At 67.3% G+C, this 19,251-nt stretch carries 16 protein-coding genes; 7 read left to right on the plus strand and 9 right to left on the minus strand.

The window, feature by feature from the left end; translation table 11 throughout:
- The first annotated feature begins 2 nt into the window (after positions 1-2).
- Both NNX37_RS11260 and NNX37_RS11265 read left to right on the plus strand, forming a co-directional pair.
- Entirely contained in the window at positions 3-767 is a 765-nt protein-coding gene (locus NNX37_RS11260; protein WP_255792757.1) for an alpha/beta hydrolase, read from the plus strand.
- Positions 764-1,312: a hypothetical protein gene (locus NNX37_RS11265; RefSeq protein WP_255792758.1), complete on the plus strand. Its 549-nt coding sequence runs from the start codon at positions 764-766 to the stop codon at positions 1,310-1,312. The genes NNX37_RS11260 and NNX37_RS11265 overlap by 4 nt, the downstream gene beginning before the upstream one ends.
- A 31-nt stretch (positions 1,313-1,343) precedes the next feature.
- Here NNX37_RS11265 and NNX37_RS11270 read toward each other — a convergent pair whose 3' ends face one another.
- A complete protein-coding gene (locus NNX37_RS11270) occupies positions 1,344-2,324 on the minus strand; it encodes an ROK family glucokinase (protein WP_255792759.1) in 981 nt (326 codons plus the stop codon).
- Positions 2,325-2,554: 230 nt separating this feature from the next.
- Between NNX37_RS11270 and NNX37_RS11275 the strand changes: the two genes are divergently transcribed.
- Entirely contained in the window at positions 2,555-4,363 is a 1,809-nt protein-coding gene (locus tag NNX37_RS11275; protein ID WP_255792761.1) for an AMP-dependent synthetase/ligase, read from the plus strand.
- Between the two features lie 33 nt (positions 4,364-4,396).
- On the opposite strand, the gene NNX37_RS11280 is transcribed toward NNX37_RS11275, so the two are convergent.
- On the minus strand, positions 4,397-5,824 hold the full coding sequence (locus NNX37_RS11280) for a mycothione reductase (protein ID WP_255792762.1): 1,428 nt from the start codon (positions 5,822-5,824) through the stop codon (positions 4,397-4,399).
- Positions 5,825-5,867: 43 nt separating this feature from the next.
- Entirely contained in the window at positions 5,868-9,266 is a 3,399-nt protein-coding gene (locus NNX37_RS11285; RefSeq protein ID WP_255792763.1) for a pyruvate carboxylase, read from the minus strand.
- 255 nt (positions 9,267-9,521) lie between these two features.
- Here NNX37_RS11285 and NNX37_RS11290 point away from each other — a divergent pair, with 255 nt between their 5' ends.
- A complete protein-coding gene (locus tag NNX37_RS11290) occupies positions 9,522-10,352 on the plus strand; it encodes a ParA family protein (RefSeq protein WP_255792764.1) in 831 nt (276 codons plus the stop codon).
- 96 nt (positions 10,353-10,448) lie between these two features.
- On the opposite strand, the gene NNX37_RS11295 is transcribed toward NNX37_RS11290, so the two are convergent.
- From NNX37_RS11295 to NNX37_RS11310, 4 genes are all read right to left on the minus strand, one after another.
- Positions 10,449-11,036, minus strand: coding sequence for a MerR family transcriptional regulator (locus NNX37_RS11295; protein WP_308206313.1), 588 nt, complete (start codon positions 11,034-11,036; stop codon positions 10,449-10,451).
- A 193-nt stretch (positions 11,037-11,229) separates the two neighbouring features.
- Positions 11,230-11,724 carry a bifunctional nuclease family protein gene (locus NNX37_RS11300; RefSeq protein WP_255792765.1) on the minus strand — a complete coding sequence of 165 codons (495 nt, stop codon included), beginning with the start codon at positions 11,722-11,724 and terminating at the stop codon, positions 11,230-11,232.
- Position 11,725: 1 nt separating this feature from the next.
- Positions 11,726-12,475, minus strand: a complete 750-nt coding sequence (gene ftsR, locus NNX37_RS11305) for a transcriptional regulator FtsR (RefSeq protein WP_255792766.1) — start codon at positions 12,473-12,475, stop codon at positions 11,726-11,728.
- 37 nt (positions 12,476-12,512) lie between these two features.
- On the minus strand, positions 12,513-12,983 hold the full coding sequence (locus NNX37_RS11310) for an FHA domain-containing protein (protein ID WP_255792767.1): 471 nt from the start codon (positions 12,981-12,983) through the stop codon (positions 12,513-12,515).
- A gap of 330 nt (positions 12,984-13,313) precedes the next feature.
- Between NNX37_RS11310 and NNX37_RS11315 the strand changes: the two genes are divergently transcribed.
- Entirely contained in the window at positions 13,314-13,892 is a 579-nt protein-coding gene (locus tag NNX37_RS11315) for a GNAT family N-acetyltransferase (protein WP_255792769.1), read from the plus strand.
- Here NNX37_RS11315 and NNX37_RS11320 read toward each other — a convergent pair.
- The gene (locus NNX37_RS11320) at positions 13,889-14,974 is read right to left on the minus strand and encodes a PQQ-dependent sugar dehydrogenase (protein WP_255792770.1); all 1,086 of its coding nucleotides are present in this window, start codon (positions 14,972-14,974) and stop codon (positions 13,889-13,891) included. The genes NNX37_RS11315 and NNX37_RS11320 overlap by 4 nt on opposite strands.
- Positions 14,975-15,071: 97 nt before the next feature.
- Between NNX37_RS11320 and NNX37_RS11325 the strand changes: the two genes are divergently transcribed.
- Complete coding sequence (locus tag NNX37_RS11325; protein WP_255792771.1) at positions 15,072-15,593, plus strand: alpha/beta hydrolase; 522 nt, start codon at positions 15,072-15,074, stop codon at positions 15,591-15,593.
- A gap of 32 nt (positions 15,594-15,625) precedes the next feature.
- Here NNX37_RS11325 and NNX37_RS11330 read toward each other — a convergent pair whose 3' ends face one another.
- Positions 15,626-18,355 carry an AAA family ATPase gene (locus NNX37_RS11330; protein ID WP_255792772.1) on the minus strand — a complete coding sequence of 910 codons (2,730 nt, stop codon included), beginning with the start codon at positions 18,353-18,355 and terminating at the stop codon, positions 15,626-15,628.
- 276 nt (positions 18,356-18,631) lie between these two features.
- Here NNX37_RS11330 and NNX37_RS11335 point away from each other — a divergent pair, with 276 nt between their 5' ends.
- A complete protein-coding gene (locus NNX37_RS11335; protein ID WP_255792773.1) occupies positions 18,632-19,216 on the plus strand; it encodes a small multidrug efflux protein in 585 nt (194 codons plus the stop codon).
- Positions 19,217-19,251 lie beyond the last annotated feature (35 nt).

Here is a 19,251-nt window from a genome sequence, read left to right on the forward strand (position 1 = left end):
ACATGACTTCCCTCCCCGGCGCTGCTTCCTTCACCTCCGAGGGGCACGGCGCCAACGCGGGCGTAGGCGTGCTCCTCAGCCACGGATTCACCGGCTCCCCGGTGAGCCTGGCGGCTTGGGCCCGTTACCTCGCGGACCGCGGCTACGCCGTGAGCCTGCCGCTGCTGCCGGGGCACGGCACCAGCTGGCAGGAGCTGCAACGGACGCCGTGGCAGCGCTGGTACGAGGAATACGAAAGCGCCTATTTCACCCTGCGGGAGCGGACAAGCTGTGTTGTGTCCGGCGGTCTTTCCATGGGCGGTGCCCTGGCGCTGCGGCTGGCAGCACGCCAGCCAGTGGCCGGCGTCGCCGTCGTTAACCCCGGCCTGACGTTCGGCGACCCCCGGGCCCGTTATTCGGGCGTGCTCAAGTACTTCCTGAAATCGGTCCCCGCCATCGGCAACGACATCCGGCTTCCAGGGCAGGATGAAGGCGCGTACCCCCGGACGCCGGTGGGTGCCGTGCACCAGCTGCGGCAGCTTTTCCGCGATACTGCCGCCTCGCTGCCGGCTGTTACCGCCCCCGTACTGGCCTTCCGTTCACGGGTGGATGCGGTGGTGCCGGAGTCGAGCATGGAGGTGCTCCGCCGCCGCCTGCTGAACGCGGAACTTGAGGTGGTACCGCTGGAGAACAGCTACCACGTGGCCACCATGGACCACGATGCCCCGCTCATCTTTGAACGGTCGCACGAGTTCATCCAACACGTCAGCTCCGGGGTCCGGGCATGAGCGAACGCGAGCCGGACCACAACAAGTCAACGGACGAGGAAGTCTGGCTGGATCTGGTGGCCCGGCTGGAGCACATGGACGCCGCCTATCCCGTGCAGCCCGAGCCGGACCCGCCGGGCGCTCCGGACGGATCCGCGGACGGATCCGGCGGCCGGGACACCGGAAAGACCGGACCGTCCCCTGAACCGGCGGCACCGTCTCCGGCCGAACCCTCTCCGGCCGAACGAACGCGGGCGATCTTCCGGAACCAGCCGCTGGCAGCGGCGGGACCGCGGGACTATACCGCGGAGGATGACGGGGACGACGACGGCGGTTTTGTCCCGCCGGAACCTCCTCCCCTCGGCATGGGCGAACCGCTGGTGGTGCTCAGCTGGCTGGGTACACTGGCCGGGCCGCTGCTGCTCCTGGTGTTCGCCATGTTCTGGCGCGATGCACCCCTGGCCGTCATCCTGGGAACCATTGCGGTCTTTGCCGGATCGGCCGGCTACCTGCTTTTCCGACTACCCCAGCACCGTGATGAGGGCGACGACGGCGCCGCCGTCTAGGGCCGGCCTTCCCGCAACGGGACGCCGCGGCTCAGCGGCGTGCGGCGATCCGGGACAGGTCGGCGGCGCCGATCATTCCCGCCGCAGGACCCAGGGCGGAACGCTCCATCCCGGCCGCCGGGCGGAAACCGCGTCCGGTGAGGTTCCGGGCAAAGGACCGCCGGGCAGGTTCCAGCAGCAGGTCACCGGCATCGCTGAGCCCGCCGCCGATGACGAACATCCCCGGGTCAAGGGCCGCGGCCAGGTTGGCCAGCCCCAGCCCCAGCCACTGCCCCACCTCATCCAGCAGTTCCACGCAGGCCGGATCGCCCTCGAGGGCGAGGCGGGTAACGACGGCACCGGTCACCTGATTCGCATCGCCGTCCACCGCCCGGAGCAGTTCCGAGGCCACCGGCGAGTTTGCCGCCGCCAGCTCCCGGGCCTCCCGGCCCAGGGCGTTGCCCGAGGCGTACTGTTCCCAGCAGCCGCGGTTGCCGCATTCGCAGCGGTGCCCGCCGGGCATGATGATCTGGTGGCCGAACTCGCCCGCCACACCGTACCGGCCGCGTTCGAGGCGGCCGTCGAGCACCATCGCCCCGCCGATTCCGGTGCCCAGGGTGACGCAGACCATCCTGCTCTCCCCCGCGCCGGCTCCGAACCGGTATTCGGCCCAGGCGGCGCCGTCGGCGTCGTTGACCAGGAAGACCCGGCGGCGCAGCAGCCGCTCCAGGTTCTCGCGCAGCGGCTCGTTGCGCCAGGCCAGATGGGGGCTGAACAAGACCGTGCTGCCGGCGAGGTCCATCCACCCGGCCGCGCCGATTCCCACGGACCACACGTGGTGATCGGCGGACAGTTCCCGGACCAGGTCCACGATGACTGCTTCGACTTCGCGCGGATCCTGGCCGGGCGTCGAACGGCGTGCCTGCTTCAGGACCCGGCCGTCGCCGTCGACCAGCCCGGCGGCGACTTTGGTCCCGCCGATATCGATGCCGATGGCCAGGCCCCGCCGCCGCATCCGGTTGGGCAGCCGCATGGGCCTGCGGGTCCGGAACGGCTCCGCTTGCCGGCGTTGGAGCGGGGTGGAAAGGGATCGGGGAACGGGTGCTGGGGTAACTGGACGCATCAGAAACCTATTCTAGGGAAACGGCAAGAGCAGCGACGCGTTCGTTATCGATCCGCAAGGTTACCGACGGGTATGAAAATGTGATCTAGGTTATAGGCTGAACAGTGCCTACGGGCGTAACGGATATCAAAGGAGCTATCGTGCGAGAATTCAGTGTTCCCGTCCTAGCGGAGTCCCCGCCGCAGACGAACATCACCAACATGCTGCTCGATCAGGCAGCCAAGCCAAGCAACCCCGCTCTCTTTGCCGTCCGGAACGGCCAGGGCGAATGGCAGCGGATCAGTGCCACGGAATTCACCAAGGACGTCCGGGCGCTGGCAAAGGGCTTTATGGCCAGCGGTATCAAGGCAGGCGACCGTGTGGCCATCATGTCCCGGACCCGGTACGAGTGGACCCTCGTGGACTTTGCCCTCTGGTTCGCCGGAGCCGTTCCGGTCCCGGTCTATGAAACCTCCTCCCCCTCGCAGGTCGCCTGGATCCTCAGTGATTCCGGTGCCGTCGGCATTGTGGTGGAGGCTGCCAGACACGAGAACATTGTCCGCACGGCGGCGGCCGATGAGGACCTTTCCATGGTCGCCAATGTCTGGCAGATCGACGGCGGCGGACTGGATGCGCTGCGTACCGAGGGTGCCTCGGTGAGTGATGAAGATCTCGAGAAACGGCGCTCAACCGCGCAGATGGCGGACCTGGCGACCATCATCTATACCTCCGGCACCACGGGCAAGCCGAAGGGCTGCGAACTCACCCACGCCAACTTCGTCGACGTGTCGCGCAACTCCGAGCTGGCGGAGCCCGAGGTGGCGACCGAAGGCTCGCAGACCATCATGTTCCTGCCGCTAGCGCACGTCCTTGCCCGGTTCATCTCCGTGCTCTGCGTGGCCACCGGCGCCACCGTCGCGCACACCCCCGACGTCAAGAACCTTCTCCCGGATCTGCAGAGCTTCAAGCCCAGCTTCATCCTGGTGGTCCCGCGCGTGCTGGAGAAGGTCTTCAACGCCTCCATGCTGAAGGCCGAGGACGGCGGAAAGGGCAAGATCTTCCATGCCGGCGTGGCCACCGCAGTGGCCTGGTCGAAGGCAAAGCAGGAGGGGAAGGTGCCTCTGAGCCTGACCCTTCGGCACGCACTCTTCGACCGCCTGCTGTACGGCAAAATCCGCGAGGCGATGGGCGGCAAGGTGGAATACGCCGTGTCCGGCGGAGCTCCCCTGGGCGAACGGCTGGGGCACTTCTTCCACGGCATCGGCCTGCTGGTGCTGGAAGGCTACGGCCTGACCGAAACCACCGCACCGCTGACCACCAACACCCCGCAGCTGGTCAAGCTGGGCACGGTGGGCGCACCCCTTCCCGGCAACAGTGTGAAGATCGCCGACGACGGCGAGATCCTGGCCAAGGGCATCAGTGTCATGAAGGGCTACTACAACCGCCCCGAGCTGATGGGTGAAACCTTCACGGACGGCTGGTTCCATACCGGCGACATCGGTGAACTCGACGCCGACGGCTTCCTGAAGATCACCGGCCGGAAAAAGGAAATCATCATCACGGCCGGGGGCAAGAACGTGGTCCCGTCGCACCTGGAGGATTCCATCCGTGCCGATTCGATTGTGTCCCAGTGCGTTGTCGTCGGGGATGCGAAGCCGTTCATTTCGGCCCTGATCACGTTGGACGAGGAGGCCCTGCCCGGGTGGCTGGGACGCCACAAGCTGCCGGCCACCATGACGGTGACCGAAGTTGCCAAAACCGATGAGCTGCAGAACGAGCTGCAGGCCCTGGTGGACCGCGCCAACAAAAAGGTCTCCTCCGCCGAGGCCATCAAGAAGTTCCGCGTGGTCCCGACGGACTTCACCGAGTCCAGCGGACACCTGACGCCGTCGATGAAGATCAAGCGCGCCCAGGTCCTGCGGGACTTCTCGGACGTCATCGACGATATCTACAGCGGCCAGCGCGTCTGACGCCCGCACCCTGCCGGGCCGGAGCCGTCTCGACTAGAGGCGGTTCGGGCCCGGCTTTTCCTTTGTGTTCAGCGAGAGCAGCGCGTTTTCCACCACTTCGGTCAGCGCCGGGTGGATCCAGTACTGCCCGCGGGCCATCGTGGCTGCGTCCAGCCCGAATTCCATTGCCTGCACCAGCGGCTGGATCAGCATGGACGCCTCATGGCCCATGATGTGCGCGCCGAGCAGCCGGCCGCTTTCCTTCTCCGCCAGCAGCTTTACAAAACCGGTCGAGTCCTCCATGGCCCAGCCGTACGCCGTCGACCCGTATTCCTGGACCGCAAGAGCCAGTTCGACGCCGCGGGCTTCCGTGTCCGCCAGGGCCTCGTCCTCGGTCATCCCCACGCTGGCGATCTGCGGGCTGCTGAACACGGCCGCCGGAACGAAGCGGTGGTCCATGGCACGCAGATCCCCGGGGTGGACCAGGTTGTGCGCTACTACGCGGGCCTCATGGTTGGCCACATGCTTGAGCTGGTAGGGGCTGCTGACGTCGCCCAGCGCCCAGATCCCCGGCACGGGCGCACCGGATGCCAGCACACGTCCGTAGCTGTCCACCGCCAGGCGCCGGTCCCCGGTGACGTCGAACCCGGCCGCAGCGACGTCCAGCCGGTCGGTGTTGGGTGTCCGGCCGGTGGCCACAAGCACCAGGTCCACGTCCAGTGCCGATTCGCCGGCGGGACCGGAGAGCACGGCGTGCACCGACCCGTCCGCGTTTTCCACCAGTGAGTCCACGGTGGTGTTCAGCTGCAGGTTCCACTGCTTGGACGCCTCCGCGGTGAAGCGCTCGGACACCGTGGCGTCCAGGGAACGAAGCAGCGCACCCGACCGCACGGCCACGGTGACGTCCGAACCGAAAGCGGAGAAAACGAACCCGAACTCCGCGGCGATGTATCCGCCTCCGATGATCAGCACCCGGGCCGGCAGATCGTCGATGCGCATCACCGTGTCCGAGGTGTGGACCTGCGGCAGGTCCATCCCCGGGACATCCGGCAGGACCGGACGGGAGCCTGCGGCCACGACAATCTGGCCGGCCGTAATCTTTTCCCCCGACGCGGTCACCAGGGCGTGCGGAGAGACGAAGCGGACGTATTCGCTGTAGAGGGTGACGTTCTCGAGCTCCTCGTCCCGGTAGCGGCGCCCGCCGTCGGAGATGGCGTCAATCCGCGCGAAGATCCGGTCCCGGATATCCCGCCACCGCACCCCCGCGGACACCGAGTCCACGCCCAGCCGGGCGCCGTCGACGGCGGCGGCGGCCAGCTGGGCCGGATACACGAACATCTTGGTGGGAATGCAGCCGACATTGAGGCACGTTCCTCCGAACGTGCCTCCGTCGATGATCGCTACCTTCTTGCCGTCCCAGTCCGGGGTGATGAGCGAGTTGCCGGAGCCGGAGCCGATGATTGCCAAATCGAAGTGAGTCACGCTCTTCAGTCTATGCAGTTCGGCTTCCGCCACCACTCGGGGTTCACTTCGGAGCAATGACCAGGAGCAGGTCTCCGCCCTGGACCTGTTCCACCCGGGAGATGGCGACCCGTTCTACCGTGCCGGCAACCGGAGCCGTAATGGAGGCCTCCATCTTCATGGCTTCGATAGTCGCCACGGTCTCGCCGGCGGCCACCTCCGCCCCTTCCTTGGCCGTGACGGTGACAGCTCCGGCGAACGGAGCCGCAACGTGCCCGGGCTCGGCCGGATCGGCCCGTTCCGCCGTCTTGGTAGTGCTTTCAATGCTGCGGTCCCGGACCGAGACGGGCCGCATCTGCCCGTTCAGGGTCGTCATGACCGTGCGCATGCCCTTTTCATCCGGTTCGGACACTGCGTCCAGTGCCGCGATCAGGCGCACACCCTTTTCCAGTTCAATGACGTGCTCTTCGCCGCGGCGCAGCCCGTAAAGGTAATCGCGGGTTTCGAGGACCGAGACGTCTCCGTAGGTTTCCCGGACAGTGGCAAACTCCTTGGCCGGGCCTGCGAAGAGCAGGCGGTTCAGGGTTTCCTGCCGGGTGGCGGAGTCTGCGTGCAGGCCTGCCTTGTCCACCTCCGTCAGGTCGACGTGGCGGGGCTTGATCTCGCGTCCCTGCAGGGCCTTGGTCCGGAAGGGTTCGGGCCAGCCTCCGGGCGGGTCTCCGAGTTCGCCGCTGAGGAAGCCGATGACCGAATCCGGGATGTCGTAGTTCTGCGGGTTCTCCTCGAAGTCCTCCGGGGAGACGTTGGAACCCACCAGCTGAAGCGCGAGGTCACCGACAACCTTGGACGACGGCGTGACCTTGACCAGGCGGCCCAGGATCCGGTCGGCGGCGGTGTACATGTCTTCGATGGCTTCGAAGCGCTCCCCCAGCCCCAGGGCAATCGCCTGCTGGCGCAGGTTGGAGAGCTGGCCGCCGGGGATTTCGTGGCGGTACACGCGTCCGGTCGGACCGGCCAGCCCGGATTCGAAGGGAGCGTACACACGCCGCACGGCCTCCCAGTACGGCTCGAGGGCACCCACGGCATCCAGGCTGATCCCGGTGTCCCGCTCGGTGTTGGTCAGCGCGGCGACCAGCGAGGACATGGACGGCTGGCTGGTGGTGCCGGCCAACGGGGCACTGGCGACGTCCACGGCGTCGACTCCCGCCTCCGCGGCCGCGAGCAGGGTGGCCAGCTGGCCGCCTGCGGTGTCGTGCGTGTGGAGGTGGACGGGCAGGTCGAAGCGCTCCCGCAGCGCCGCGACCAGCTTGGCGGCCGCGGCGGGGCGCAGCAGTCCGGCCATGTCCTTGATGGCCAGAATGTGGGCGCCTGCGTCCACCATCTTCTGTGCCAGGTCCAGGTAGTAGTCCAGCGTGTAGAGGTCCTCATTAGGGTTCAGCATGTCGCCGGTGTAGCAGAGCGCCACCTCGGCCACGGCGGTGCCCGTCTTGCGGACGGCCCGGATGGCGGGCTCCATCTGCGACACATCGTTCAGGGCGTCGAAAATGCGGAAGATGTCCACACCGGTGGCGGCGGCTTCCTCCACGAACGCTTCGGTGACTTCGGTGGGATACGGCGTGTAGCCAACCGTATTCCGTCCGCGGAGCAGCATCTGGATGCAGATGTTGGGCAGCTGGTGCCGCAGGGAGGCGAGCCGTTCCCACGGATCTTCGCCCAGGAAACGCAGGGCGACGTCGTAGGTGGCACCGCCCCAGGCTTCCACGGACAGCAGCTCCGGAGTCAGGGCGGACACCGCAGGTGCCGCCGCGACCAGGTCCCGGGTCCGGACCCGGGTTGCCAGCAGCGACTGGTGGGCATCGCGGAAGGTGGTGTCCGTGACGGCCAGTGCGGTCCGCTGCCGCAGGTCCGCCGCGAAACCCTCGGGGCCCAGTTCCAGGAGCCGCTGCCGTGAGCCCGGCACGGCTTCGGGCAGGCCGCCGGGAAGCTTCTCCGCCGGGTTGGTGTGCGCGACAGGGTCGCCGTACGGCTTGTTGACCGTAACGTCGGCGAGCCAGTTGAGCAGCTTGGTGCCGCGGTCGGCTGAGCCGCGGGCATTGAGCAGTTCGGGTCGTTCCTCGATGAAGGAGGTGGCTACGTCTCCGGCCACGAAGTCCGGATCATCCAGGACGGCCTGCAGGAAGGCGATGTTGGTGGCGACGCCGCGGATGCGGAACTCGGCCAGCGCCCGGCGGGCCCGGTTGACGGCGATGGGATAGGTGCGGCCCCGGCAGGTCAGCTTCACGAGCATCGAGTCGAAGTGCGGGCTGATCTCGGCGCCTGCGTAGACGGTGCCGCCGTCGAGCCGCACACCCGCACCGCCGGCGGAACGGTAAGCGGTGATGCGGCCGACGTCGGGCCGGAACCCGTTGCTCGGATCCTCGGTGGTGATGCGGCACTGGAGGGCGGCACCGCGGATCTGCAGTTCATCCTGCTGCAGGCCCAGGTCCGCCAGCGTTTCCCCGGCTGCGATCCGGAGCTGGGACTGGACAATGTCCACGTCGGTGATTTCCTCGGTAACCGTGTGCTCCACCTGGACGCGGGGGTTCATTTCGATGAAGACGTGCTGTCCGGCGCGTTCTCCGACGGTGTCAACGAGGAACTCCACCGTTCCGGCGTTGACGTAGCCCAGGGCCTTGGCGAACTTGACCGCGTCCCGGTACAGGGCCTGGCGGATGTTCTCATCCAGGTTGGGAGCCGGGGCTATCTCCACCACTTTCTGGTGGCGGCGCTGCAGCGAGCAGTCGCGCTCGAACAGGTGAACGATGTTGCCGTCAGCGTCGGCCAGGATCTGCACTTCGATGTGCCGGGGGCGCAGGACCGCCTGCTCCAGGAACACCGTGGCATCGCCGAAGGCCGCCTCGGCCTCGCGCATGGCTGCCTGCAGCGCCTCGGGCAGCTTGTCCGCCGTGTCGACCCGCCGCATGCCCCGGCCACCGCCGCCGGCCACGGCCTTGACGAAGATGGGGAAGCCGATGTCCGCTGCCTCGCTGAGCAGCTTTTCCACGTTGTCGCTGGGCTCGGTGGAGCGCAGCACCGGGATGCCGGCCTTCCGGGCGGCGTTCAGGGCGTGGACCTTGTGGCCGGCCAGCTCGAGGATGTCGGCGGGCGGGCCCACGAAGGTGATGCCGGCGTCGGCGGCAGCCCGTGCCAGGTGCGCATTTTCGGACAGGAAGCCGTAGCCGGGGTAGATGGCGTCGCAGCCGGATTCCTTGGCCACCCGGACGATTTCGTCCACGTCCAGGTACGCCCGGACCGGATGTCCCTCTTCCCCGATCAGATAGGCTTCATCGGCTTTCTGGCGGTGGATGGAATTGCGGTCCTCATGGGGAAACACGGCCACGGTCTTAGCGCCCAGTTCATAGGCGGCACGGAAAGCACGAATGGCAATTTCGCCTCGGTTCGCGACCAATATCTTCGAGAACATGAATCTCCTGCGTCGACGGACGGGGCACCCGGGAAGATGCGCCTTTTACGGATTTTAGCCACGACGTCAGCGGAAACACCCAGGCCGGACCTCGCCGGCGGACGGAGCCCGAAGCTGCCGTGTTGAACATCACACGGCACCAGTCTAAGCGCCACCCCTGCAAAAGCCTGCTGCCAAGGTAACGGTTGTCCGTCACATAGAATGAGTCTGCAGCCGTCCAGTGATCCCTAGACACGATAGGTTTTGGTTCAACAAGTGCAAGTAGTGAGCATCAGCAGCCTGAAGGGCGGCGTGGGCAAAACCTCCGTGACCCTGGGTTTGGCATCCGCCGCGCTGGCCGCGGGCATTCCGACGCTCGTCGTGGACCTGGACCCGCATGCCGATGCCACCACCGGACTGGGCGTGAGCCCCGGGAACCAGCTGGCAATCGGCGAGATGCTCCGGACTTCCCGTCGGGCACAGCTCTCGGACAATGTGGTGCCCAGCGGCTGGGTGGCGAACGCCCGCCGACTCGGGAAGGATTCCCCCGTGCTGGACGTTGCCATGGGGTCCGCGTATTCCGGCATCTATGACCGTCCGGACCTGGGTAAACGCGACGTTCGGCGCCTGACCACCCTGCTGTCCCGGCTGTCCGGGTACGGACTGGTCCTCATCGACTGCCCGCCGTCGCTGAACGGCCTCACCCGGATGGCCTGGACCGCCAGCAACCGCGTGCTGCTGGTAGCCGAGCCGGCACTGTTCTCCGTGGCCGGCACCGAACGCACGATGCGTGCCCTCGAACTGTTCCGGGCGGAATTCGCCCCCAATCTGGGCGCCGCCGGGATTATCGCCAACCGGGTTCGTCCCAGTTCCAACGAACATGTCTTCCGGCTTGCCGAAATGAAGCAGATGTTCGGCGACCTGCTGCTCAGTCCCACCATCGCGGAGCAGGCGAACTGGCAGCAGATCCAGGGTGCCGCCCACTCCGTGCACCACTGGCCGGGCGAGTCTGCCAAGCAGGCAGCAGCGACCTTTGACGCCCTGATGAAGAACCTGACGGATTCCGGCAGCGTACGCAACCGGGTCATGCGCCGCCCGGTCGCCTAGGCTCCGGCGAAGGGCACAATAAACCTATAAAGGAAGGGCATCCCCGAGGGGATGCCCTTCCTTTATAGGTTCACCGGCATGCGCGGGCTGTGTGCCTTAACTGATTTTCCGGGCGATACGGCGCTGGCTCAGCTCGTCGCCGGGAAAGTCATGCTCATTGACGTGCTCACTGGGCAGCTGCGCGAGGCTGCCCTCAACCTCTCGCCAGACCCGGCCCACGGCAATGCCGAAAACGCCCTGGCCGCCCTGGACCAGATCAATGACCTCATCGGCGGACGTGCACTCGTAGACGCTGGCGCCGTCGCTCATCAGGGTGATCTGCGCCAGGTCCTCCACACCGCGTTCACGCAGGTGCTCAACGGCGGTACGGATCTGCTGGAGTGATACGCCGGTATCCAGCAGCCGCTTGACGACTTTCAAAACCAGGATGTCGCGGAACCCGTAGAGGCGCTGCGTGCCGGAGCCGGCAGCACCGCGTACGGCGGGTTCCACCAGGCCCGTGCGTGCCCAGTAATCCAGTTGGCGGTAGGTAATTCCGGCTGCCTTGCAGGCAGTGGGTCCCCGGTAGCCTGCGTCTTCGTCGAGAAGAGGCAGATCCTCGGTGAACAGCAAGCCCTGGGCGCTCCGGGAAGGGATGCTCCCCGGTGCCACGGCGTGTTCGCCGGCATCGCCTTTCGGACTCACGTGTGCCTCCTAGTAACGGTTCCCGTGGGGGTCGGCACTGGCCGGAGCTGTCAGGGTTTCTTCAGTGTGCCCCGAGAACTCCCCCGGTGCAATGGGAACTCTATTCTTCGACGTTAGAACCGACGGGCACCAAGGTCAAAGATGCCGGGAACTTTTTCGCCAGCGTGTCGGCAGGCTCCGGCCGAAGGGGCGGTCAGCGCTCGAAGTCTTCGGGCTCGACGTCGGCCAGGAACTCCCGGAACTGGCGCATCTCCTGCTCTGCGTTGTCCTGCTCTTCTTCGCCTTCGGGCTCGGCGTCGGCAATCCGGACGCCGGCTTCGTTGAGGACCTCGTCCGCGCAGTAGATAGGGCACGGGATCCGCAGGGCAACGGCGATCGCGTCGGAGGCCCGCGAATTCACCGCGGTGCCGTCTTCGAAGACAATTTCCGCGTGGAACACCGTGTCTTCCACCGAGATCAGCCGGACGAAGGTGACTTCACGCTTCAGGGCGTGGATCAGGTTCACGAGCAGGTCATGGGTCATGGGCCGCGGGGGAACAATCCCCTGCTGCACGAAGGCAATTGCACTGGCTTCCGGCGCCCCGATCCAGATGGGCAGGTGCCGCTCGCCGTTTACTTCCTTGAGCAGGACCAGCGGCTGGTTGGACGGGAGTTCTATCCGTACACCGACAACTTCCACTTCCTGCATCTCAGCCCTCCATCCGCGCGATCTGGCCGTGCACCAGGGCACTGTGCAGGCTCAGGCAAAGGTCGCTGATCTCGCGGGCGGTCTCGGCGGCACGCGCCTTGGAGGCAACGTCGCGGCGGGAGGCGACGGGTGCAACCACCCGTTCCACGAGGCCGAGCTCCCGGTCCGCGGCGGCACGGAAAGGACGCAGGTGCCGGGGCTCGATGCCGTGGGCCTCCAGCTGCACGCAGGCCTTGGCCACTTTCAGTGCATGCTCGTCATAGTTTTCATCCGCGCCGCTGATCAGGCCGTAGCTGGCCAGGCTGTGCACCAGTTCGGTACTCGCTCCGGATTCCTGCACGAGTTCGTTGAAGGTCAGGGTCCGGGCGTGGGCCCGGGCGGACAGCTCCCCGGCCAGCTGGTCCGACACGGCCCGGGGCGCGAGGGACATGCCCCCGGGCAGGGATTCCGGCCGCTCGCCCCTATCGATGGCATCCAGGTAGTCCTTGATGACCTTCAGGGGCAGATACTGGTCCCGCTGCAGTGCGAGCACGAACCGCAGGCGCTCGACGTCGGCCGAAGTGTATTTCCGGTACCCGGCGGCGGTGCGCTGCGGCGTCACCAGGCCCTTTTCCTCGAGGAAACGGATCTTGGACGCGCTGATGGCGGGGAACTCTGCGCTTAGCTCGCTCAGGACCTCGCCGATATTCAGCACCCTGCCGCGCAGCCGTTCGGTTCCGGTGGTGCGTCTGACGGGCTGTGATGCTGACATGTTTACTACCTTATCTGCCCGACGCCGGGGCCTGAGCCTAGTTTCCGGCGGATGCGGGGCGGGCAGCGTAAAAAGTGAGTCGGAACTTGCCGATCTGCACTTCGCTGCCGGTGCGCAGCAGCACGCTGTCGACCCGGTCATGGTTGACGTACGTGCCGTTCAGGCTCATGGAGTCCACCACCCGGAAACCCTCCGGGGTGCGGCGGAACTCAACGTGCTTGCGCGAAACCGTGACGTCATCAAGGAAAACGTCGGCGTTGGGGTGCCGGCCGGCGGTGGTGATGTCCTGGTCCAGGAGGAAGCGTGCACCGGCATTCGGACCGCTGTGGGCGATCAGCAGGGCCGACCGCGCAGGCAGAGCCGCAACGGCCGCCCTCTCGTCCGGGGTCAGCTTGGGCTCGACCGAAGTGGAATCCGACATCGGGGGAAGACTGATGGATGTGGTGTCCTCCGCGCCGGGTGCCTGTCGGCTGCCCGCCCGTTCGGCGCTGTACTTCTCGCCCGCCATGTGCAATTTCCTCCCCAAAAAAGAAAACTGATCAGCCAAAAATAACTGGCTGATCCGGTTCCGATGACTGTTTCTGCCTTACATGCTGTATCAGACTACCCGTAACCGGCCCGGCGCGGCACTGGTTTACAAGTACTGCTTGCTGCTTTCACTCGCTGAGGCCGTAATTCGCCCGGACGTGGCTGCCTGCCGGCCGGTTCCCTGCCGTGTTCCGATGGGCCGTGCACTGCTGCTGGGTGGGTCTGCTTCCGTTACTCCGGCCGGCAGGTTACGGTACGAGGAATTCGAGGCGAAAGCGTATCGAGTGCACCAGCTCAAGGGAACTGCGAAATGATCGAGGTCCACCCCGCCACCGCGGACCGGTTCGACGACGTCGCCGCGGTCCTGGCGCCCGGGAACCCCGGCGCGCAGGCCTGCTGGTGCCTCAGTTACCGCCTCCCGACGTCGGAGTTCCGAGCCCTGCCAGGCTCCGAACAGCAGGGCCGGCTGCGACGGTACGCCGAGGAGGGCACCCCGCCCGGCGTCGTCGCGTACGTTGACGGTGAGGCTGCAGGCTGGTGTTCGGTGAGCCCTCGAGCCAGCCACCACCGGCTGCGGTCCTCACGGACCATCCCTACCGTCGACGACGTGCCGGTGTGGAGCGTGGTCTGCCTGGTTATCCGGTCGCAGTTCCGCCGGCAGGGGCTGGCCCGGCATCTGCTCGACGGCGCCGTCGACTATGCCCGGTCCGCCGGAGCCCCGGCGCTGGAGGCCTACCCGATCGACGCCGGGGGCGGGCGGATCAGTTCCCCGCTCGCGTTCGTCGGTACTACTGGATTGTTCGAGGCCGCCGGCTTCGAGCGCGTGGTGGAGACGGCGTCGAAGTCCGGTGGGAAAACCCGGTGGCTGATGCGGAGAAACCTCGCCTAATCCGTTGCCAATCGGAGAATCCGGTCGTCATCCTGCCCCGGCCTGCCGCGGCCATCGGTGTTGTTGGTCAGGATCCAGACACTGCCGTCCGGAGCATTGACGACGTCGCGCAGCCGGCCGTATGCGCCGGCCAGCTGCTCGGTGGAGGTACCGGGATCGTCCAGCGGGACCTCCCGCAGCCGTTCTCCGCGTAGGTTGGCGATGTACAGGGAGGTCCCCGCGACGGCGATGCCGCTGGGACTCGCTTCCCCGGGGGTCCACTGCTGGACCGGGTCGATGAAGTCGTTGTCCCCGGCGATGCCCTCCACCTCCGGCCAGCCGTAGTTCCCGCCGGCCTCGATCACGTTCAGTTCATCCCAGGTGTTCTGCCCGAATTCGCTCGCGTAGAGGACGCCGTTGCTGTCCCAGGCGATGCCCTGCGGATTGCGGTGCCCGTAGCTGTAGATGAGCGTTCCCGGGAACGGGTTGTCCTCCGGGACACCACCGTCCGGGTTCATCCGCAGGATCTTGCCGGCGAGCGAGTCCCGGTCCTGGGCGCTGTCCCGGCTGCCGGCGTCGCCCGCCGTGGCGTAGAGCAAGCCGTCGGGGCCGAACGCGATGCGCCCGCCGTTGTGGACCGGCCCGGCGGGGATGCCATCGAGGATGGTTTCGGGGTCCTCCAGTGCGAGTGAGCCGGGCGCACCGGTGATCCGGCGGCGCTCGATCCGGTTCCCGCCGTCCGCAGTGAAGTACGTGTACAGATAGCCGTCCTGCACGGCGATCCCGAGCAGCCCGCCCTCTCCCCCGCCGCCGGCGTCCTCGATGGTGCCGGCCTCCCGGACATTGCCGTCGGCGTCGATCTCCAGGACGCGTGCGGAGTCCCGCTCGCTGACCAGAGGGATCCCCTCATGGAAGGCGATGGACCAGGGTGCGTCGAGGCCGGCGGCGAGGACTTCCGGGGTGCTGGAGGCGGCGGCGCCGGGGACACCGGTAGCGGCCGGAGGGCCTGGCTGCTCATCCGCTGCCGTGCACCCGGTCAGTGCTGTAAGGAGAGCGGCAGCGATCAGAGCAGCACGGCGCCGCGGCTTTGCCCTAGTCAACATTCACACCCCCTTGACCTCTGAGTTTGCAGACGGCCAAGCTGGCCTGGAAGAACAGGCGACGCAAATCCGGCACGGCAATGAAATCCCTGGAGAACGCATGGAGATCCTCTTTGTCCATGGAGCCGGCGGTTATCAGGACGACCTGCCCCTTGCAGAAGAACTGCACACCCGCCTCGGCCTGCCCGTTACGACGCCCCGATTCCCCGACGCGGACATGTCGGCCGCGGACTGGCGCAGCGAAATCGAACGGCATCGGAACACCCTCGCCCCTGACCTGGTCATCGTGGGGCATTCCTTCGGGGCGTCGATGGCCCTGCTTCACCTCGCCGATGGGTTTCAGGGCACCCCGCCGCTGGGACTTGTCCTCCTGGCAATGCCTTTCTGGGGGTCGGAGGGTTGGCAGGCGGAGTACACGCTGCCTGCGGACGCCACGCTGCCGACCGGCTTCCCGGTCTGGCTTCACCATTGCGTCGACGACGAGGTGGTGCCCATCGACCACTTGGACCGGCACGCGGCTCGGTTGCCGCAGGCGCAAGTCCGCCGACATACGTCCGGCGGGCACCAGTTCGAGGGGCGGATGGCTGCGGTGGCCGACGACGTGGGCACACTCGCGGGCTAGTGGCGAGGCCTCGACCGTCACGCCCGCGGGCCTCAGGAAAGGGACAGCTCGCGGAGCTGACGGCGCGAGGTGACGCCCATTTTGCGGAAAATATTGCGGAGGTGGGCATCAATCGTCCGTGGGCTGAGAAAGAGTTCCGTGGCGACTTCGCGGGAGGTTGCACCGGTGGCCACCAGCCGGGCGATGTGCATCTCGTGGGCGGTGAGGGAGTCGGCCGGCTGGGCGCTTCGCTTGCGGGGGTGCTCGCCGGTGGCGCGAAGTTCGCGGGCGGCGCGGGCGGCGAACGCCTCGGCGCCCATGTCCAACAGCATCCCGTGCGCGGTGCGGAGCTGTTCGCGGGCGTCCTGGCGGCGGCCCTCGCGACGGAGCCACTCGCCGTAGACGAGATGCGTTCGGGCGAGATGGGTGGTTATCCGGCAGCGGTTGAGTTGCTCGATCGCCTCGCGGAAATGTTCCTCAGCGGCTGTCCCCGTAGAAGTCAAAGCCCGTGAATGCGCCGCCAGACCGAGCCCCCACGGCGTACCGCTGGCGAGGGCGCGTGAAGTGAGTTGCTCCAGCGCATCGGCCGCACTCTCCGGCCGGCCGGAACGGCACGCCGCTTCGACGAGTTCAGAGTGGGCCAGGTTGTTGAACCTCACCGCTTCGGCGTCGATGGCCCGTGCCGCCGCGGCATGAGCTGCGGAGTAGTCGCCCAGACCGTTATGCAGCACCGCCATGGCGTACTGTGTCAGGGCATCCTCGGTGCTGTGCGCCTGTCCGGCAGCCTTGCGGACAATGCTCGCGCGCATCCCGGCGGTCTCGTCTGGACGGCCGCGCCAGGCAGACAGGAGGAGCTGCGCGTGCAGCAAGGGCACAGCCCCGGTCGCGGCTGCGATCGCTGCGTGCTCGGCGGCGCGGTCGAACTCACCCGAGAGCACTTGTATGACGGATTGGCCCAGAAGTGCGTCCGGGAGGGCGGCAAGCGCGCCGGTCTCCCGGGTCAGACGGACATGACGGATGGACACCGCGTGGAGCATCTCGTCGTCGAACACCGACATTGCGGTTCGGCTGGCGAGCCACCCCCAGCGGCAGGTGTCGGCGACGCTCAGCGCATCAACATCCTGCTCCTGGCCTCCGAAGGCCGCCAACGCCCGCCGCAGCCCCGGCACACCGGCCGAATACCCCTGAGTGAAGGTCGTCACAAGCCCGTCAAGCAGCAGATCCGCAGGCCGCGGAGACCCCGTCGCGGCGGGCGCCGTCAGGGCAGCCTCGGTCACTTCCGGTATGCCGCGGCCGCGGCGGAAGTCACCGGTGACGATCGCCGCTTCGAGCGCGCGCAGATACGTCTCACGGGACAGCACCGGGTCCAGCGGGGCCAGGCTCTTAGCGGCTTCCAGCAGCATCCTCTGCCCTTCGGCGTCGCGCGCGAGGTGGAACGCGATCCGCGCGCGCAGCAGTTCGAGGCGAGCCTGCTGCAGGGTATCGAGCGGCCCGGCCGAAGCGACCGTCAGCAACTCGGAGGCGTCCGCACCAGCCTCGTGCTTCTCCTGCGCGGCCTCCAGCGCCCGGCTCGCGCGGGTGGCAGGGTCAGGGGTCAGTCTGGCCGCATGCTCCATGAACGCCGCCGCAGCGGCCAGCCCGCCGCGGGCGCGCGCCCGGCCTGCTGACCGCACCAGCCCAGCGGCGGCGTCCTCGTCGGTGCCCAGCACGGCCTGGGCCTGGTGCCAGGCGCGGCGGTCGGGGTCGACGCCTGGATCGATGGCAGCGGCCAGCGCGTCGTGTGCACGGCGACGCTCCAGCGGGGCGGCGGACCGAAGCACAGCTGAACGCACCAGCGGATGGCGAAACCTCACCCGTGTATCAATCTCCAGGAGTCCGGCGGCCTCTGCGGGCGCGGCAGACTCGCCGGCGATCCCCAGGTGCGCGGCCGCACGCCACAGCAGCGCCACCTCGCCGGTAGAATCGGCCGCGGCAACCAGCAGCAATAGTCGAGTAGGTGCCGGCAGGCTGTCCGCGCGGCGCCGAAAGGTGTCCTCGATGCGGTGCGTGATGCCCGGCACCGGCTCGAACCCGCCGGCCACCCATGCCGCCGGCGCGCTTCGGGCCAGCTCCAGCAGCGCGAGAGGGTTCCCGTGCGCCTCCGCGACGACATGCTCGCGCATCCCGTCGTCCAGGGGTACGTAGTCGGCTGCTGCCAACAGCTCCCGCGCGTCGGCCTCGTTGAGCCCGCCCAAGCGTAAGCCGGGTATGCCGTCGAACCCGCGAACATCGCGGTCGGTGGGCTCCCGCAGGGCGAACACCAGCGCCATCGGCTCCGCGGCGACCCGTCGTGCCACGAATGTGAGGACCTGAGCCGACGCCTCGTCCAGCCACTGCGCATCGTCAACGAGGCACAGAAGGGGCCCTTCCTCAGCGGCCTCGGCCAGCAGGTTGAGAGTAGCCAGCCCTATCAGGAACCAATCCGGCACTGCACCGCTTCGCTGCCCGAACGCCACGCCCAGAGCGATCTGCTGCGGCTCGGGCAGGGCACCCATGCGGTCCAGCAGGGGCGCGCACAACTGATGCAGGCCCGCAAAAGCGAACTGCGTCTCGCACTCCACCCCGACCGCGGACACTACTCGGAACCCCGAGGCATCAGCCCTGCCGCGGGCGTACTCGAGCAACGCCGTCTTTCCGATACCCGCTTCCCCTCGGACGATGACTGCCCCGCTCAGCCCGGCTCGTGCCTGCGCGAGGAGGTTGTCGACCGTTGCGCGGTCCGCGGAGCGGCCCAGGAAGTCCATCAGTGTCGCTCCCTTCAGAGCATGACGGCACCTTATTAGGCAATTTTCGCCTACGCAATCGAAGTCGCTCCGGCCCAAGCAGCTAGGCGGAAACCGGCGGAAAGGCAGGGGTTTCCACCGACGCGAAGACCCCGTCTCCGCTGCGAATCTGAAGACTCCGGTGCAGGCGAAGCAGTACGGCCCAGCCCAGACCTGGGAACACGGTTTGCGCTGGACCGTTTCGAGAATCGCACGAATCCACGACCCGCATAAGACATAAGAAAGAAGCGCCGAACCATGAACCCCATTCAGGAACTGATCATCAACTTCCAGGATCTGGCGGCCCAAGTGCCCGAGATCATCCGGCCCGTCATCGTGATGCTCGCCGGGGCCGTCCCGTTCATCGAGACCGAAGGGGCCTCCGTGATCGGCATCCTCGGCGGCCTCCACCCTATCGCTGCCGGTATCGCGGCCGCAGTCGGCAATTTCCTGAGCGTGGTTTTCGTGGTGCTCTTCACCTCCCGGGCCCGCACTGCGGTCACCAACCACAACAGGGACCGTGTCTCGGCTGCCCGGAGCGCCGAGCGCGTCCCGGCCTCCCTGGGTTACCAGGGGTCCGCTGCGTTCGAGGAGACGGCGCCGGCCAAGCCCGTATCCAAGGGGCGCCAGCGCTTCATGAAGTGGCTCGTCCGTTTCGGCGTCCCCGGCGCGAGCATCCTCGGTCCCCTTGCAATCCCGACCCAGTTCACATCCGCGATCCTCATCGCGAGCGGAACCCCCCGTGGCTGGGTGCTGCTCTGGCAAGGTGTGGCAATCGTCATATGGACGACAGTGGCCACCGTCTCGTTCTGGGCCGCCCTCACCTTCGTCGTCGGAGTCTGAGTCACATGAAAGGCCGGATCGAAGATCCACCGGCG

Source organism: Arthrobacter zhaoxinii (assembly GCF_024385505.1).
Lineage (GTDB): Bacteria > Actinomycetota > Actinomycetes > Actinomycetales > Micrococcaceae > Arthrobacter_B > Arthrobacter_B zhaoxinii.